Source organism: Rothia sp. LK2588, assembly GCF_040946465.1.
In the GTDB taxonomy this organism is placed as follows: domain Bacteria; phylum Actinomycetota; class Actinomycetes; order Actinomycetales; family Micrococcaceae; genus Rothia.
The window spans coordinates 789,115-807,435 of the sequence record NZ_JAYWLS010000001.1 but is presented as its reverse complement, the minus strand read 5'-3'; the positions used below and the strand labels follow the sequence as shown (position 1 = coordinate 807,435).

Sequence of the window (18,321 nt, the reverse complement as noted above, 5' to 3'; positions counted from 1 at the left end):
TAACGAGAGTGGACCGAGATTTATTTCGGTTCGAACTGCGCGGCCAGCTGATCAGCGTGGGCCAGCAATTCCTGCTCCACTAAGTCGACGATGTCCCCGGGGGTGACCGTTCTTCCCAGCTGCTCGGAGATAGAGGTGACTCCGGCGTCCGTGATCCCGCAGGGGATAAACGCGCTGAAGGGATCGAGATCGTTGTTGCAGTTGATGGCAAAGCCGTGCATCGTGGTGTTGCGGGAGACGCGAATGCCGATCTGGGCGATTTTGCGGTCTTGCTCGCCCTCCTTGATGATCCACACTCCGCTTCGACCGTCCACACGCTGACCGTTGATACCCAACTTGGCCAAAACCTTGATCATGACGTCTTCACAGACCCGCACGTAGCGCACCACGTCAATCGGCTCGGGCAGACGCACAATGGGGTAACCCACCAGCTGGCCGGGCCCGTGCCAGGTCAGCTTACCGCCGCGGTCGATCTTGACCACGGGAACGTCGTCGTTCGCGGGGTATTCGTGATCTTCGGTGCGCTTACCGGCTGTGATGACCTCTTGGTGCTCGAGGAGCAGGACGGTGTTCTGTTGCTTACCTTCGGCTACTTGGGTGTGGACTCGTTGCTGCAATTCCAGGGCTTCAACGTAGTCAACGTAATCGGGCGCAAACCCGACTCTCTCGATATTCACGGTCATGGTATCTACACTATCTCTCTGTCGCATTCAGGAGAAAAAATCCAGTGTGATGTTCCTTGCCGGTGAACAGCTCGCTCACGCTTCGGCGATACTAGACATCACCGGGGTGCGGACGCTCGCACATCCGATGTCGACGAATATGACGGAAATGTTGCGGCCCGAAAAACGGGGCGTATGCGCCTTGACGTGGGAGAACATCAACCTGTGGATAACCGGGTGGGAAAATTTGACTCCGCCGCAGATTCTAGAGGCATGCACGACGATAACTTCACCCCGCCCGAGATCGAGGGGATCGACAGCTGGCAACCGCTCACGGTCAACGACGACATGGTTCACCTCGGACGTCGCGAAAGTACTTTTCAGCCGCGTCAATCATCGACCACCCCGCCCCAGCCCTTCTCGGAGCCGTCTTCGACGATGACCCCGACGATCTCGCTCGGCAGCCTGCACGGTAGCGCTCGCTGGGTCATCGAATACCACCCCGGCGAGAACGACGACCCGCTCCGCCTAGCGGCGGGGGAGTACAACCTCTGCGACGTCACCGGCGAGACCCCTGTTAAGAGCCAGAGCCTGGCCTGCGCCGAACGGCTCTGCGCCCTGCCGACCCACGATCAAATCGCCACGGTTCAGGCGGTATTGTCTACCGCAGACACCGAAAGCATCATCACTGAGGCAACCGCCGGTGGTAGCCTCCTCCAGGTCTTGAACGCACGCGGTCACCTGCACCCCGCCGAGGTCACGACCATCGCCGAGAACACCTGGGCGGGGTTGCAGTGGTTACATCGCCACCAGCTCGGCTTCCATGAATTATCAGCGGGCCACATCGCCTTCGACATCACTGCTGAGGTTAAGCTCCTGCCCGCGGACCTCGAGTTGCGCGGGGCCACCGAAGCGGTCAGTGGTCGCGCTCACACTCGGGACCATTCTCGGTTGGCGCAGATCTGGTGGAGGTGCATCACCGGTGACGACCCCCTGCCGGAGAACCGCCTGCCGCTTTCCCTGCAACGTCCTGAATACCCCGAACGGCTGGGGCCGCTCTTGGAGGGCATCATGGACGAGTGTGCCGAGGAAGGCGCGGTGGACGAAGTAGTCTCGCTCCTGCGGCACAGCTTTACACCGGTGCCGGTGGATTTGCATCTCAGCGCCGCCCCCAGCGTTCGCGGACGGTTGCCAGCCCGCGCCGATGATAGTTCCGAGCAACGCGCAACAACACCTCAGGCGCTCCGCCGTTCCCAACGGACGCAAGCTACGGCGCATCCCCGTCGGCGCGCAGGGAATCGTCGGCTGAGCAGAAATAGCTCAACTGCACGCCTGCCGCGTTGGGTGCGGCCTCATACGCCCACCGTGGTGACACTCGGCCTCTGTGCGGTCGTCGGAGGTGCGGTGTTCCTGACCGAGCAACACCGCGAAGACACCTCGACGTCGCAATCGGCCACCGACACCACCCACCAAGTTCATCCACCGGCCGCGCAACAACCGGCGTCCTTGCCGAGCGCCACCGCGGCCCATCAACCTGCCGCTTCCGACAACCTCACCGCCGATGAGGCTCAACGGCAGCTCAACGAGCTGATGCAACACCGGGCGCACACTCTACGCACGCACGATGCAGGGCTGATTGGCCGATACGCCGACGAGGGATCGGCTCTGGCCCGCGTCGATGCGGCGATGGTATCGCAAGGTGCGGGTGAGGGGATGCGCGAGTTACAACTGCGCGTCGAGAACGTGCGGGTCGTCTCGAGTGCCGCGCAGCAGGCCACGGTGGTGGCCGACCTGAAAGCCACGGGTTATCAACCCCGGCCTGACGAACTCGCCCAGCACCCCGGGATGAGTCTCAGCAGTGATGGAGCCGTGCAACGAGTCTCGTTCACCCTGGTCAAATTTAGGGGGCAGGACTGGCGAGTGCGCGAGGCGGTTCCGCAACAAGCCAACGGGTAGGAGCGGACAAAAAAGCGGCGGTGTGTTACCGAATCGGGAACACACCGCCGCGAGAGCAAGTGATGTGAAATTTTTATTAGAGTCCGAAAACCGCGATCGCGATATTGACCAGGCCCAGGCCACCAACGGTGTGTGCCAGGGCCACGTTGCGTCCGGCATGATCGTCGTGGCCGCGAGCCTCGACGCCGTCGCGACGGTCAAACACGTGAGCACGCTTGTACTTCTTCTGGCCCAGGTATGCGGCAACGGCGATGATCAGAGCCAGCAACATCTTGATTCCGATGAACATGTGGAAGCGGGTTGCCGATTCTTCGGGTAGGTGAGACATCATCATGAAGTACAACGCGAAGCCGGTGATCAGCTGCAGCAGGGCCGCATGGAACTGACCGGGGACGGTGATGCCCTTCTTGAAATTAGCGATCCAGATACCGACGACCATGACCGCACCGAGAATGTGCAAGAAAACGAGGATATTAGTTGCGATAACCATGGGTGTAAGTCTACGCAACGCGCCCTGTTGGACTAGAGAGGCCGGCGAGTATTTCGTTGTGTGAACAGACACGTCAGAACACACAAAGGTGCCGGCCGTCTGATTTCTCAGACAACCGGCACCTCGTCACGGTGGGCGGTTATCCCAGGCGGGATAGACCACTACTGTTAGGAATCTCTTAGAGACCCAGTTCAGCCTCGAATGCTGCTTCTTCCAGGCGCTGCTTGAGGAAGTTCAAGAAGCGGCCTGCGTCTGCACCGTCAACCACGCGGTGATCGTAGGTCAGCGAGAAGTACGCCAGGCTACGGATCGCGATGACATCGTTACCCTCGGCATCCTGGATGATGGCAGGACGCTTGTTGGTCGAGCCGATGCCCAGGATGGCAACGTTGGGCTGGTTGATGATCGGGGTGAAGAACACACCACCGGTCTGGCCGGTGCTGGAGATGGTGAAGGTCGAACCTGCCAGCTCCTCGGGGCCGATCTGACCCGAACGTGCGCGGGAAGCGACGTCACCGATGCGCTTGGCGAGACCGGCGATGTTCAGGTCGCCTGCGTCCTTGACCACGGGAACCAGCAGACCCTTGGGGGTGTCCACTGCCAGGCCGATGTTCTCGGAACCGTGGTAGGTGATCTCTTTGTAGTCGTCGGACATCGAGGAGTTGAACTGCGGGAACTGCTGCAGAGCCTCGGTCACTGCCTTGGTGAAGAAGGGCAGGAAGGTCAGCTTGGCGCCCTCGCGAGCTGCGAAGCCGTCCTTGGCCTTGTTGCGCAGAGCAACCAGACGGGTCAGGTCGATCTCCTGAACGGTGGTCAACTGAGCGGAGGTGGCCAGCGACTCCACCATGCGCTTTGCAACGGTCTGGCGGATACGCGGAGCCTTCTCGGTGGTACCGCGCTTGGAGGAAACCTCAACCTTGGGGGCTTCCTTCTTGGCAGCGGCAGCCGGAGTCTGCGACACGGCGGGAGCCAGCGACTTGTCCTCGGCGGGAGCGGAGGACTTCTTTGCCTCAGCAGCAGCCTGAACGTCCTGCTTGCGGATGCGGCCACCCACGCCGGTGCCCTTGATGGTGGAGAGGTCGATGCCTTCCTGCTTAGCCAGCTTGCGGACCAAGGGGGTCACGTAGACCTCACCGTTGGACTCGGAAGCCTCGGAAGACTCAGCGGCGGGAGCGGATTCTTCCTTCTTCTCTTCCGCCTTGGGAGCCTCTTCCTTCTTCTCCTCGGTCTTTTCTTCAGTCTGGGGAGCGTCGTCCTCATCGGAGGAGTCGGAGCTCTCGGAAGCTGCAGAACCGTCACCAACGATAGCCAGAACCTGGCCAACCTCGGCGTCTTCGTCTTCCTGAACCTTGATTTCCAGCAGGGTGCCGGCAACCGGGGAGGGAACCTCGGTGTCAACCTTGTCGGTGGAGACCTCGAGCAGCGGCTGATCAACCTCTACCTCGTCGCCAACCTCAACGAGCCAGCGAGTAACGGTTCCCTCGGTGACGGACTCGCCCAGAGCAGGCAGGGTCACTTCCTGGCCCTGACCGGAGGAGTTCGAGGACGAAGACTTCTTCTCTTCGGTCTTCTCCTCAGCCTTGGGGGCCTCTTCCTTCTTCTCTTCCTTCGCGGGCTCTTCCTCAGCGGAGGAATCGTCTGCAGAGTCGTCAGATGCGGAGCCGGAGCCGTCGCCGATGATAACGAGCTGGCCGCCGACCTCTACGTCTTCGTCTTCCTCAACGAGGATCTTCTCAACGGTACCTGCAACGGGGGAGGGAACCTCGGTGTCAACCTTGTCGGTCGAAACCTCGAGTAGCGGCTGGTCGACCTCAACGGTGTCGCCAACCTCGACGAGCCAACGGGTAATGGTACCCTCGGTCACCGATTCGCCCAGTGCGGGCAGTTCAACAGTGGTAGACATATCTTCCTGTCTCTCCTTGATAGATGCCTAGATCGTTCAAAGTTGCCGGATGCGCAGGCGACCCCAATTATGAGCCGCCTGCGCGATCCTAAGCCTAGTGATTAGCCGTGTAGCGGTGCGCCAGCCAGAGCCATGGCGGCCTCACCTAGGGCCTCGTTCTGGGTCGGGTGAGCGTGGATGAACTGAGCCACGTCCTCGGGGAATGCTTCCCAAACCACCCACATCTGAGCCTCACCGATCTGCTCGCCCATACGCTTGCCGACCATGTGAACACCCACGATCGGGCCGTCCTTCTCGCGAACAACCTTCACCAGGCCGCCGGTGCCAAGGATCGAGGACTTACCGTTGCCGGCCAGGTTGTACTCGGTGGTCTCGACGTTTTCCTTGCCGAACTTCTCTTCAGCCTTGGGCTGGGTGTAACCGATGGAGGCCACCTCAGGATCACAGTAGGTGACCTTGGGGATGTTGATGTCTTCGACGATCATCGGGTTCAGGCCCGCGATCTCTTCAGCCACGAAACGGCCCTGCTGGTAACCGCGGTGAGCCAGCTGAACACCGGGAACGATATCGCCGATGGCGTAGATGTTGCCCACGCCGGTGTGCAGGCGCTCGTTCGGGGTCACGAAACCGCGATCCATGGGGATGCCCTGCTCCTCGTAACCGAAGCCCTCGGTGTTCGGGCCACGGCCTACAGCCACGAGAACGAGGTCAGCCTCGAACTCCTTGCCGTCTGCAAGAGTGACCTTGGCGCCGTTGTCGTCCTGCTCGACCTTGTCGAAGAAGGTACCGAGGTTGGACTTGATGCCGCGCTTCTTGAACTCGCGTTCAACGACCTTGATGATGGCGGGGTCTTCGTTGGGCACCAGGTGGGGCAGACCCTCGATGATGGTGACCTCAACGCCCATGGAAGACCACAGCGACGCAAACTCACAGCCGATGACGCCGCCGCCGAGCACGATGGCCGACTTCGGCAGGTAGTCCATCTGCAGAGCCTCGGTGGAGGTCAAGACGCGGTCGCGGATTTCCAGACCCATAGTCTTCGACACCGAGCCGGTAGCAAGCACGATGTGCTTACCCTTGTACTCGGTGCCGTCTACGGTAATGGTGTCCTTGCCGGTGAGCTTGCCTTCGCCCTCGATGACGGTGATCTTCTTCATCTTCATCAGACCGGTCAGGCCCTTGAACTTGCCGGCGACGATGCCGTCCTTGTAGTCGCGCACCTTGCCCATGTCCACGGACTCGAAGGTTACGTTGACGCCAAACTTCTCGGACTCTTTAGCCTCAGCCGCGACCTCAGCGGCGTGCAGGTATGCCTTGGTGGGGATGCAGCCGGTGTGCAGGCAAGTGCCGCCCAGCTTACCCTTCTCGATCAGGCCGACGGTGAAACCGAGCTGGATGCCGCGAAGAGCTGCGGAGTAACCAGCGCTACCGCCGCCGAGAACCAGAATGTCGAATTCTTGAGCTGTTGCCAAGGTGATGACGCTCCCTTGCGTAGGTTGGAATTAATCCCTTGTTTCAAGGTGATGTTTCTCAGCCACACGCCCTCGCTGTCGAACGCTACCTCTCGGCGGTGTTGCAACGTGGCCGCGGTGAGGCTGATAACTCATCTTTACCGTACCGCAAAACCCGGGTCTCGGGGCAATGTAAGCGATGATTTACCGAGGTTTTAAAGAACTACCCCGCGCCACCGACCGCGTACGGCCGCGGTGGATATTTGACCGGGAGGCGGAAAACCGTGACCAACGAAACAGTAGTAAACCTTAACCACTGTGCCCCGATGCGTCACACACCGGGGCACAGTACACCGTCCCGAGGGGTTTCCTCGGGTACTCGTCAGGAATTTAGGCGTAGGACTCCACGAACTTGACCAGCGTAGCTACCGACATGCCCGTAGCCTCCTTGGGCGTAAAGCCGAAGGGCGATTCCTCGTTGAACGAGGGGCCAGCAATATCCAGGTGCGCCCAGGGGATGCGCTCACCGTCGTCCTTCTTGCCGACGAATTCCTGCAAGAAGATACCGGCGGTGAGCATTCCACCCCAGCGGCCGTTTCCGATGTTCTTCAGGTCGGCCACCGGCGACTTCAGGCCGCTTCGCAGGTGCTCCGGCAGGGGCATGGGCCAGAAGTCTTCACCCGCGGCCTCTGCCGAATCCACCACCCGGGTGCGGATATCTTCTGCACCAATGACGCCGGCGGTGCGGGTACCCAGGGCGACCATCTGCGCACCGGTCAAGGTGGCAACGTCCAACAGGACGTCGGGGGTCGACTCGGAGGCGTACGCCAGGCCGTCTGCCATGACCAGGCGGCCCTCGGCGTCCGTATTGAGTACCTCAACGGTTTTGCCGCCGCGCATGGTCAAGACGTCTTCGGGGCGGATGGCCGAGCCCGAGGGCATGTTCTCAGCGATGCACAGGTACGCCGTCACGGCCACCGGCAGCTCCAACTCTGCCGCCGCGGCGACCACGTTCAACACGGTGGCCGCGCCGGCCATGTCCGACTTCATATTGAACATGGAATTGGCGGGCTTCAGCGAAATGCCACCGGTGTCGAAGGTAATGCCCTTGCCCACCAGGCCGATGGTGGCCTTCGCGTTCTCCGGTGCGTACTTGACTTCTACCAGGCGCGGGGCGCGGGTCGAACCCTGACCCACGCCCAGGATCCCACCGAATCCGCCGGCACGTAGCTGATCCTCATTGAACGTGAAGATCTCCACGTTCTCCAGGTCTGCCACGCGTTCCTCGGCGCGGGTGGCGAAGGTCTCCGGGTAGAGGTGGCTTGGCGGGGTATTGACCAGGCGGCGCGTGGAATCGACCGCCTCACCGATGATCAGGGCGCGGGAGAGTGCCGGGGCCGCCTGCTTCGCCGAAACTTCGGTCACGATGACCACGGACTCCACGGCTGACTTGACCGAATCCACCGAGTGGGCCTTGAGCTGGGGATCGGAGAACGCTCCGAAAGCCGCGCCCTCGGCGACGGCGGCGACATCCTCCACCGAGGAGGTCTCGAGGTTCAACGCGACCTCAGAGACTCCCGCCAACTGGCGGATCGCTGAACCTGCGCCGTAACGCAGCGCTTGACGACGGCGGGCGTCGTCCTCATGGCGGTCACCCAAGCCGATCAACGCGATGATGTCTGCACCCGCTTCGGAGATGCCGGGCAGGCGCACCAGCTGATCTTCAGACCCGGTCACCCCCAAGTCCTCCAACGAGGCCTCGAGGCTGGCGGCGGTTTCGGCGGGCAACGCGGTGCCGGCGAGTACCGGCCCTTCCTCGCTGCTGTGTACGCCCAGCACCAGCACCTGCGCGTCGAGGCTTTCGAGGTCGGGTGCGGTTACAGAGAACATGAGATCGGCGGATTCGGTCATCGTTATCCTTTTCAAAGTTGAAATGTGCTCGCCGTCATAGCGGGCCGTTCTCTAACAGATTATCCCAGCTGTATAGCAGGTCAATGTTTGGGGTAAAAATCGAGGGAACACACCGTCATCTCAGAGAAATAAATGGGCTTGAGGTTCTGTTGTAAGGTAGTGCCACCGTCACGACGAACCCTGGGGGTAATCATGTTGGATCCCGAAAGCCTGTACCTGGCTCAAGCCGGCGTATTGAACAACGAGAAACTGCGCGGACTGCCCCTGGTTATTTCCCTGAGCCACCCTCAGGACGCCGGTGGTACGGCCGGGCAACTGGCCGAGGTTCTGATCAAGGAACTCAAGAACGTACCGATCGTCGAGTTCGACTCGGATCAACTGCATGACTACCGTGCGCGTAAACCCCGTATTCGCTTTGTCGAAGACCATTACGAAAACCCGGTCATGCCGCAATTGAAGCTGTATGCCGTGGAAGATCGATTGGGCACCCCGTTTTTGCTCTTGGCCGGCACCGAGCCTGACCTGCAGTGGCAACGCTTCGTACAGGCTGTAGTCGATATCGCAGAGCGAGTTGATATCTCCATGGCGCTCATCATTACCGCGTTCCCCATGCCGGTGCCTCACACGCGCCCCCTGCCGGTCTCTGCCCACGGCAATCGCAAGGATCTCACCCGCGGCATCTCGGCCTGGCACCCCGTTGCCGACCTACCCGGAAGCGTTAGTAGCCTTCTAGAGGTCTCGCTGGGCAAGGCGGGGCTGGGTACGGCAGGCTTCGCCATCAACGTGCCGCAGTATCTGGCGGAGGCGGAGCTGCCGCAGGCTTCGCTTCTGGCGATGGAGCATGTACAGATGGCCGCCAAACTGTCGTTGCCCACCGACGAATTGCTCGACGCCTCAGACGCCGCCCAGGTGCAGATTAACGAGCAGGTGGCGCAGAACCCGGAGATTGGCGTGATGATCTCCCGGCTTGAAGAAAATTACGATAACAGCGTGAAGAACCTGGGCCAGAAAATGCTCTCTCTGGCGGAACGCGACGAAGGCAAACTGCCCGATCGCGATGAGCTGGGCGCCACGATCGAGGCGTATCTGGCGCAGCTGGACGATGAAGGCGGTACGGACGCCCGAGGTTAAGTGAGCGACGGTGTCGGCGAGTTCTCCTGTGGAAGGCGCCGACACCGTCCTTTATGCCCGAAGTTATACACAATCGGTGATCTGAGGCTCCACGGGGCGATTTCTCGAACCACGCTAGATGCATGGATTGCATCAAGAACTCTCACCCACAGCCCCTGAACAACCCCGCTCGCAACGCCACCGACGTCCTCGCGGTCACCGTCCACAATCTCGGGTACTGGCCCGAGAACTCGGTCGTCCTCGTCAGTTGCTCCGCCCGGCAGGTCGGCCCAATCGTGCGCGTGGGCACCGACGACGTGCTCGAGGTCGATGTAGCTGACGCCGAAGAGGCATTGACCCGATACTTAGAGCTCCTCCCCGCGCAGATCGCTCCCGGCGAGCCGATCGATCGGATCTTTTGCATCGTCTTCGGCCACGCCGGGGCGCAACGAGCCGCTCAATTGACGGGATGCGGCGATGCCACGCCGACCATGGCGGAGGTCGGAAGCGAGGCCGAGCAAGCCCAACGCGCCCGGGTATGGATTGAGGTGGTGCGGAGGGCAGTAGATCGAACAGGGCTTGCCTTGGCCGACCTCTACTTCGTTAGCCAGACCTGCCGGTGGACAGCAATTGAGGAGACGTGTGCTTATCTCTTCGACGGTTTTGTCGAAGATGTATTGAAGAGCCCGGTCTATCTGGAGCTGCTCATGAACGGTTCCGTGGTAGCCGGTGGGGAAGAAGAGGGGCGCACCTTGCACGCCTTCAACCCTCAGGCGACAGCAGACGAAGAACATACCCAGGCGTGGGGTGAGGAAGCCCGCATGTGGTTCGAGCATTACGATCAAACCCTAGCCACAGACGGTGCCGCCTACGCCGAGGATTACCTGGGGCAAAAATTTGCCGAAACCACGCTGTGGTCCACCGCGCTGGAAGTGATTGAAGAGTCGCTCCTGCGTCTGCCGGAGTCTGAGACTCGCGAACTATCCCACGCCCAATACGCCGACGCCGTCCGCCAGGCGATACCGGCCCCGGTGGCCGGGTTTATGGCGGCAACCCTGACCTCGGCCGGGTCAAGCCAGTTCGTCATGTTTGCCGCCGCGGCCTCTCTGGAAGACGCCCAACACCTCATGGCCAACGTCCACCGTGAATCGGGGCTGCCGCGCACCGAGGGGGCGGGGCTCATGTTGCCGTTATCCACGGCCGAATCCGGTCAACTGGCAGATTGCGTGCGCCGGCTTCACGGCGAAGAAATTTCCTTCGATGAGATTTCTCCTGACAAAGCGGAAGCGGCCTCAGAGCTCTTCGGCACGTTGTTGACGGGGCGGACGACTCGGGCCCCGGAATGGAACCGGGTCTCGCTGCTGGATTACACGGCGGCTGTGTTGGCTAGTATGTGCCATGGGTTGCCCGCGCAGCGGTTAATGCTCATGCGCGCCTGGATTGGTTGGCTGAAGGGGAGTAGTTCGGACGCCTCCGCTCAGCTCGAGGCGTGTGAGGAGCTACTGCGCGTGGAACCGTCTCCACTTCAGCTGATCCTAGAGTCTGCGGCGTTGCCCCGGTGGGTGGGGGAGCCGGCGCAACATGGGCGACATCGGTCGTGGAAGCTCGAAGGTCGCTAAGTTCGAGAGTATCTGAAACCCTTCTCACGGCGACTCGCGGAGGGTCGTGGTCTCCAAACCACCTCAGGCTCTGCCATACTTGAATACTGACCCCGTAGGTCTGCACCCGGAGAAAATCGGTGACACGCGGAATATTGCGCCTGTGTCAGCTGTTGACAGTGATGGACTCCCTTTCAAGTCGGCATCCCCGCTTCAAAGAGCAGACTTGACAGGGTCTTAGGTGTTTTGACCGGATGTCACCGCGGTGAGCCGGTCTGTTGAAAACGATGAAAGGTACTCTGTGTCACCTGCTGCACGTAAGAAGGCATCGGATAGCGAAGCTACCGAGACTAAAACTACTACGGCAAAGAAGAAGCCTTCCGCACGCACCAAGGCCGCGACGAAGACTGCCAAGGCCAGCGAAGAAACCACCGAGGCCAAGAAGAAGACCGGAACCACGGCTAAGTCTCGCACCACCAAAAAGTCGGCGACCGCTACCAAGACGGCGTCTAAGACCAAGCCCTCTACGCGCAAGAAGGCCACCAAGGCCGAGGAGAAGCTGGAGAACGAGCTCGAGGAAGAAGACGTCGACGCTGTTAATGACCACGAAGACGTTCTCGATACCGACGCCGAGCTAGAAGAGGTCGAAGAGCTCGACGAGGATAACGAGGAAGAGACTGCCAAAAAGGAAGAGAAGAAGCAGTCTGAGGAAGTAGCCGCCAAGCGTAACGGCTTCGTGCTGACCTCTAACGACGACGACGATGCGCCGGCCATCCGCGTGGTGACCCCCGGTGCTACCGCGGACCCCGTCAAGGACTACCTCAAGCAGATCGGTAAGGTCTCGCTGCTGAATGCAGAGCAGGAGGTCGACCTCGCCATGCGTATCGAGGCCGGTCTCTACGCCGAGCACAAGCTCAAGGAAAACCCCGACATGGACCGCGAGTTGAAGAAGGAACTGCGCTGGGTGATCCACGACGGCCGCCGCGCGAAGAACCACCTGCTCGAGGCTAACCTGCGTCTGGTGGTCTCGCTGGCCAAGCGTTACACCGGCCGCGGCATGCTCTTCTTGGACCTTATCCAGGAAGGTAACCTCGGCCTGATCCGCGCCGTTGAGAAGTTCGACTACTCCAAGGGCTTCAAGTTCTCGACCTACGCTACCTGGTGGATTCGTCAGGCCATCACCCGCGCTATGGCCGACCAGGCCCGCACCATCCGCATCCCGGTTCACATGGTGGAGGTCATCAACAAGCTGGCCCGTGTGCAGCGCCAGATGTTGCAGGACCTCGGCCGTGAACCTACCCCGGAGGAGCTGGCCAAGGAACTCGACATGACCCCGGAGAAGGTCATTGAGGTGCAAAAGTACGGTCGTGAACCGATCTCCCTGCACACCCCGCTGGGCGAAGACGGTGACTCTGAATTCGGCGACCTGATTGAAGACTCCGAGGCGGTCGTTCCCGCCGACGCGGTCTCCTTCACCTTGTTGCAGGAACAGCTGCACTCGGTATTAGATACCCTCTCTGAGCGTGAAGCTGGCGTGGTGGCCATGCGCTTCGGCATGACCGACGGTCAGCCGAAGACCCTCGACGAGATCGGCAAGGTCTACGGTGTGACGCGCGAGCGCATCCGCCAGATCGAGTCCAAGACCATGTCGAAGCTGCGCCATCCCTCTCGTTCGCAGGTCTTGCGCGACTACCTCGACTAAACGCAGATAATCCGGCCGCTGCGAGCGCCGGGTGATCCTTGAGCCGACGTTCCTCTTTGACACCTGGGGGAGCGTCGGTTCTGCCGTTGCACCTGCTCTCGGTGCTGTCTCGCCAACGCTTCGCGGGTCAATGTTTTCCCGCCAGAGCCCGATATGCCCTTAAAATAGTGGGGCATACCCATCTCGAATCCCAGGGAGTAGCCCCGTGCCAGCTTCAAACTACACCGCTCGTAACCTCTCAGTGCTGGAGGGGCTAGAAGCCGTTCGCAAGCGTCCGGGTATGTACATCGGCTCCACCGACTCGCGCGGGCTCATGCATTGCTTGTGGGAAATCATCGACAACTCGGTGGACGAGGCTTTGGCCGGATACGGGCAGTCCATCGAGATCGTTCTGCACAAGGACGGCTCGGTGGAGGTGCGCGACGACGGCCGCGGCGTGCCGACCGATATCGAACCGCGCACCGGCCTGTCTGGTATCGAGGTGGTCTACACGAAGCTGCACGCCGGCGGTAAGTTCGGCGGCGGCTCCTACTCCGCCTCGGGCGGTCTACACGGCGTCGGCGCGTCCGTGGTCAACGCGCTCTCTTCGCGTCTCGATGTGCAAGTAGACCGGGGCGGCAAGACCTATCAGATGAGCTTCCGCCACGGCATCCCCGGCATCTTCGAGGACGGCAGAACGCCCAAGCCAGACGCGCCCTTTAGCGAGTCCAAGAAACCTAATGATGCCCTGGTGATCGCTGGCAAGGCCAAGCGCGGGGTGACCGGTACCCGGGTGCGGTACTGGGCCGACCCGCAGATCTTTACACCCGATGCCACTTTCAGTTATGAGAACCTGGCGCAGCGGGCTCGACAGACCTCCTTCCTCATCCCGGGGTTGCGCATCGCGATTCGAGACGAGCGTCGCAAGCCTGGCACTCCCGGTGAGTTCGAGACCCACGAGGAGGTCTTCCACCACGATGGCGGTATCTCCGAGTTCGTCGAGTACCTGGCGCACGATTCTTCGGTGACCGACATCTGGCGTTTCCAGGGCCGAGAGACTTTCACCGAGACCGTTCCCGTTCTCGACGAGAAAGGGCACTCGCAGCTGAAAGAGGTTGAGCGCGAGTGCGAGGTGGACATTGCGTTGCGCTGGGGTATTGGGTACGAAACCAGCGTGCGCTCCTTCGTGAACATCATTGCCACACCCAAGGGCGGAACCCACGTGTCTGGGTTCGAACATGGTCTGCTCAAGAGCTTCCGTAAACACATCACCGCCAACGCGCGCAAACTGAAGGTTCGCGATAACGAAAAGATCGAGAAGGACGACGTGCTGGCGGGTCTCACCGCCGTGCTGACAGTTCGCCTGGCGGAGCCGCAATTCGAGGGGCAGACCAAGGAGATTCTCGGTACCCCCGCGGTGCGGCAAATCGTGTCGAAGGTTGTCTCGCAACAGCTGGAGAAGAAGCTCAAGGCCACGGCTCGGGCTGATAAACAGCAGGCTGCCTCGCTGAGTGAGAAGGTCGTCGCCGAGATGAAGTCGCGCATCTCGGCCCGCGTCCACAAAGAAACGCAACGCCGTAAGACCGCCCTGGAAACCAGCTCGATGCCGGCCAAGCTGGTGGACTGCCGCTCCGATAATGTGGAGCGTTCGGAGCTGTTTATCGTCGAGGGTGATTCAGCCCTGGGCACCGCCCGCTTGGCGCGTTCCTCCACGTACCAGGCGCTGTTGCCGATTCGCGGCAAGATCCTCAACGTGCAGAAGGCCTCACTGACCGACATGCTGGCCAACGCGGAGTGCGCGGCCATCATCCAGGTGATCGGGGCGGGGTCGGGGCGCACCTTTGACCTGGCGGCCCTGCGCTACTCCAAGATCATCATGATGACTGACGCGGATGTGGACGGCGCGCACATTCGCACGCTGTTGCTGACGCTCTTCTACCGATATATGCGGCCCATGGTGGAGGCCGGGCACGTCTATGCGGCGGTGCCGCCGCTGCATCGCGTGGAGGTTGTACATCGGGGACGCGAGAACGAGATGGTCTACACCTACTCGGAGCGTGAACTGGCAGAGCTGCTGGGTCGGTTGGAAGCCGAAGGCAAGAACTACAAGGAACCCATCCAGCGCTATAAGGGCCTGGGCGAAATGGACGCCGATCAGCTGGCCGAGACCACGATGGACCCTGCCCATCGCGTACTGCGGCGAGTCCGCATTGAGGACGCCGAAGCGGCCGAACGTGCGTTTTCACTGTTGATGGGTTCGGAGGTGGCCCCTCGCAAGGAGTTCATCATCAACGGTGCGCACCAGGTCACCGAGGCTCAGATCGACGTCTAAACCGACTCGACGCAGAGCACGCCCGAAGTGTTAATAATCATATTCGCGGCGCGCTCTGCTCCTCTGTTCCAGGGCTTGACTGCGGCGTAGCTCACGGCCGCCGGGAGGCGTCCGAAGGTATCTGCAAGCCCCCTGGGTTGAGGCGTGAAGATCCGCGAGAAGGCCCGAAAACCGTCTGAGAAAACCCTCCATGAGGTCACTAGGGAAAACGGCAAAACGGCGCGCTTTCGTGTGCAGAAACCCCCGTGGGTACCCGCCGAGATAGTGTGAAAGACACCTTTTTAGCCTTGTCAATAGACAAAAACGCGCGGTGTGACGGGGTCAGCAAGACATTAACTCTGCTCTCATTTTCAGCGGTTAATCTAACTCTGACCTCGCACCCGTGGAGGGCATCGCAGCGAGGTGCACGACTTTCTCGCAACCCTGATTGGATCAGCCGTGGACCCGTTAACTCTTGCTCGGTGGCAGTTTGGCATCACCACCGTGTACCACTTCTTCATGGTGCCTCTCACCCTCGGTTTGGGCCCGCTCGTCGCGTATTTCCACTGGAAATACGCCCGTACCGGGCAGGAGCGCTATAAACGTCTCACCAAGTTCTGGGGGAAGCTCTACCTCATCAACTTTGCCATGGGCGTGGCGACCGGAATCGTGCAGGAATTCCAGTTCGGCATGGCCTGGAGCGAATACTCGCGATTCGTGGGGGACGTGTTCGGCGCACCTCTGGCCATGGAGGGGCTTTTCGCCTTCTTCTTCGAATCGACCTTCATCGGTCTATGGATCTTCGGCTGGGGTAAGCTCAAGCCAAAGATCCACGCCCTGACCATCACCATCGCCGTGGCCGGCTCGTGGATCTCCGCGTACTTCATCTTGGTCGCCAACTCCTGGATGCAGCACCCCGTGGGGGTAGAGATGGTCGACGGGCGCCCGCGCATGACCGACATCGTGGCGGTGTTGACCAACATCACCGCTCTCATCACCGTCCCGCACGTGCTTACCGGAGCACTGCTGGTGGGCGGCGCCTTTCTCGTGGGTATTTCGTGGTGGCACCTCTGGAAGCGCCGCCACGACGGCATCGACACCGTGGAGAACGGACGCGTGGTGGTCGGCGAGCGCGCCGAGGGAGTTCGCGACGCCGAAGACTTTCATGCCTGGCGCTACTCACTGCGATTCGGCGCGGTCATCGCCCTGATCGGATTCATCGGCACCGCCTTCACCGGCCACGCCCAGGCCCAGCTGATGATCGAACAGCAGCCGATGAAAATGGCGGCCGCCGAGGCCGCCTGCGAGGACGGCACGTCCTTCTCGCTGTTTTCGCTCTCCACCGCGCCCGCCTCACAGAGCTGCGACCACCTCAACACCGTGATCGAGGTGCCCGGGCTGCTCTCGTTCTTGGCCTATGAGAACTTCACCCAACCGGTGCCCGGTGTAGAAACGCTGTTGAAGCAGTATCAGGACCAGTTTGGCACCCACTACCCGAACGATGCGTCCCGTTTCGGCGAGCTGGCAGGGCAGGAGATCGACTACACCCCGATCTTCGAGGTCACCTACTACGGCTTCCGCGGGATGTTCACCTTCGGCGGCCTCTCGGCGCTGGCCGCGGTGCACGCGCTCTGGGTGACTCGGAAGAAGGGTGTGGGGACGGTGCCGGCACCGGCTTGGCAGAAGAACCTCCATGTGGCTGCGTTGTCTTTCCCCTTCATCGGCAACGCCGCCGGGTGGATCTTCACCGAGCTGGGCCGTCAACCCTTCGTGGTGGCCCCCAATTTTCAGGGTGATACCTCGGTTTTGCTCTTTACCGCCGCGGGCGTCTCACCCGAGGTATCGGCCGGCACCTACCTGTTCTCGTTGACCACCTTCACGGTGCTCTACGGAGTTTTGGCGGTCGTGGAAGTGCACCTGTTGAGTAAGTATGTGCGGTCTGGAATTGTTGCCGCCATGCCCGAACTCGTGGAGGAGACTACCCCCGATTCCCACTCCGACAACGACCGCGACGTTCTCGCGTTCGCATACTAAAGGCAGGGGAGAGAAGACCATGAACATCTTTGCTGAGCAACCGCTTTTGCCCACCGTTTGGTTCGTTTTTATCGGAATTTTCTGGATCGGTTACCTGATCCTGGACGGTTTCGATCTGGGCGTAGGCATGATGATGTCCCGCATCTTCAGCCGCGACGAGAAGGAGCGGAGGCTACTACTGAATACGATCGGTCCGGTCTGGGACGGCAACGAAGTATGGCTGATCACCGCCGGTGCCGCCACCTTCGCCGCTTTTCCGCTCTGGTACGCTTCTCTGTTCTCTGCGCTCTACATCCCGCTCACCCTGATCTTGGTGGCGTTGATCGTGCGCGTGGTGGCCATCGACTACCGCGGGAAGAAGGCTGACCCGGGGTGGATCCGGTTATGGAATCGCGGCATCGCCGCATCGTCTTTCGGCATTGCCTTCTTGATCGGCGCGCTGCTGGGTGTGACCTCCACCGGCATGCCTATCAATGCGGCGGGCAATGTCGAGTCTGCGTTCGCCTGGGCCGCCAACCCCTTCACCTACATCGGCGGGGCGGCGATCGCGTTGTTCTCCTATATCCAGGGCTTGGCCTTCGTGGCATTGAAGACCGAGGGTGAAGTGCGCCGACGGGCCCGCCGGCGACTGGTGGCGCACCTGCCGTGGGCCGTGTTGCCCTGTGTGGTCTGGGTGATCGCGATGCAGTTCAAGGGGGTTTCGGCCGGAGTGCTGAGCGTTGTATTGATGGTGGCTGCCGTGCTTGCCATCGTGACCGCGTTCTTCGCCGCCCGCCGGGAACGTGAGGGGATCGCCTTCGCCGGCACCAGCCTCTTTGTGGCGTTCGGGGCGCTGTCGATCTTCACCGCGCTGTTCCCCAACGTGTTCCCCTCCACCCTGGACGCGGCGAACAGCTTGACGGTCGCCCATTCAGCGAGTTCCCCGTACACACTGAAGATCATGACGTGGATGACCGTGATCATGTTGCCGCTGATCATTGGGTACCAGGCCTGGAGCTATAAACAGTTCGCTCGCAGGCTGTCGGTGGACCATCTACCCGAGGCACACGACCCCGCCGAGCTGGCGCGGGCCTCGAGAGGTGGTTCTCACCGTAGCAACTAACCCCGCAGGGTCTCGGGTGCGGTGGCTGGGGTGGGTGTTCATGTTTTCATAGAATCTTGAGGTTTTCTCAGTAGAATTCATGAGACACTCCCCAGCACCGCACCCGAAAGAG

Annotated in this window: 12 protein-coding genes; 7 read left to right on the top strand and 5 right to left on the bottom strand. The window is 61.1% G+C overall.

Features of this window, described 5'->3' with window-relative positions:
- Nucleotides 1-20: 20 nt before the first annotated feature.
- Entirely contained in the window at nt 21-683 is a 663-nt protein-coding gene (gene lipB / locus VVR12_RS03810; RefSeq protein ID WP_368549822.1) for a lipoyl(octanoyl) transferase LipB, read from the bottom strand.
- Between the two features lie 252 nt (nt 684-935).
- Between lipB and VVR12_RS03805 the strand changes: the two genes are divergently transcribed.
- Nucleotides 936-2,618 (top strand): hypothetical protein, encoded by a 1,683-nt coding sequence (locus VVR12_RS03805; RefSeq protein ID WP_368549821.1) that lies wholly within the window; start codon nt 936-938, stop codon nt 2,616-2,618.
- Nucleotides 2,619-2,694: 76 nt separating this feature from the next.
- Here the strand turns inward: VVR12_RS03805 and VVR12_RS03800 are convergent, their stop codons facing one another.
- The 4 genes from VVR12_RS03800 to VVR12_RS03785 form a co-directional block, all read right to left on the bottom strand.
- Complete coding sequence (locus VVR12_RS03800) at nt 2,695-3,108, bottom strand: hypothetical protein (RefSeq protein WP_368549820.1); 414 nt, start codon at nt 3,106-3,108, stop codon at nt 2,695-2,697.
- A gap of 178 nt (nt 3,109-3,286) precedes the next feature.
- Nucleotides 3,287-5,011: a 2-oxoglutarate dehydrogenase, E2 component, dihydrolipoamide succinyltransferase gene (gene sucB / locus VVR12_RS03795; protein WP_368549819.1), complete on the bottom strand. Its 1,725-nt coding sequence runs from the start codon at nt 5,009-5,011 to the stop codon at nt 3,287-3,289.
- A gap of 101 nt (nt 5,012-5,112) precedes the next feature.
- Nucleotides 5,113-6,483: a dihydrolipoyl dehydrogenase gene (gene lpdA / locus VVR12_RS03790; RefSeq protein WP_368549818.1), complete on the bottom strand. Its 1,371-nt coding sequence runs from the start codon at nt 6,481-6,483 to the stop codon at nt 5,113-5,115.
- 369 nt (nt 6,484-6,852) lie between these two features.
- The gene (locus VVR12_RS03785; protein WP_368549817.1) at nt 6,853-8,373 is read right to left on the bottom strand and encodes a leucyl aminopeptidase; all 1,521 of its coding nucleotides are present in this window, start codon (nt 8,371-8,373) and stop codon (nt 6,853-6,855) included.
- 192 nt (nt 8,374-8,565) lie between these two features.
- On the opposite strand from VVR12_RS03785, the gene VVR12_RS03780 reads away from it, so the two are divergent.
- The 6 genes from VVR12_RS03780 to cydB all read left to right on the top strand — a co-directional run bounded on the left by VVR12_RS03780 (nt 8,566) and on the right by cydB (nt 18,209).
- Nucleotides 8,566-9,504: a proteasome assembly chaperone family protein gene (locus VVR12_RS03780; RefSeq protein WP_368549816.1), complete on the top strand. Its 939-nt coding sequence runs from the start codon at nt 8,566-8,568 to the stop codon at nt 9,502-9,504.
- Between the two features lie 122 nt (nt 9,505-9,626).
- A complete protein-coding gene (locus VVR12_RS03775) occupies nt 9,627-11,102 on the top strand; it encodes a hypothetical protein (RefSeq protein WP_368549815.1) in 1,476 nt (491 codons plus the stop codon).
- A gap of 280 nt (nt 11,103-11,382) precedes the next feature.
- The gene (locus VVR12_RS03770) at nt 11,383-12,783 is read left to right on the top strand and encodes an RNA polymerase sigma factor (protein WP_368549814.1); all 1,401 of its coding nucleotides are present in this window, start codon (nt 11,383-11,385) and stop codon (nt 12,781-12,783) included.
- 205 nt (nt 12,784-12,988) lie between these two features.
- Nucleotides 12,989-15,094: a type IIA DNA topoisomerase subunit B gene (locus tag VVR12_RS03765; protein WP_368549812.1), complete on the top strand. Its 2,106-nt coding sequence runs from the start codon at nt 12,989-12,991 to the stop codon at nt 15,092-15,094.
- A 438-nt stretch (nt 15,095-15,532) separates the two neighbouring features.
- On the top strand, nt 15,533-17,107 hold the full coding sequence (locus tag VVR12_RS03760; RefSeq protein ID WP_368549810.1) for a cytochrome ubiquinol oxidase subunit I: 1,575 nt from the start codon (nt 15,533-15,535) through the stop codon (nt 17,105-17,107).
- A 19-nt stretch (nt 17,108-17,126) separates the two neighbouring features.
- Nucleotides 17,127-18,209: a cytochrome d ubiquinol oxidase subunit II gene (cydB, locus tag VVR12_RS03755; RefSeq protein ID WP_368549808.1), complete on the top strand. Its 1,083-nt coding sequence runs from the start codon at nt 17,127-17,129 to the stop codon at nt 18,207-18,209.
- Nucleotides 18,210-18,321: the final 112 nt, after the last annotated feature.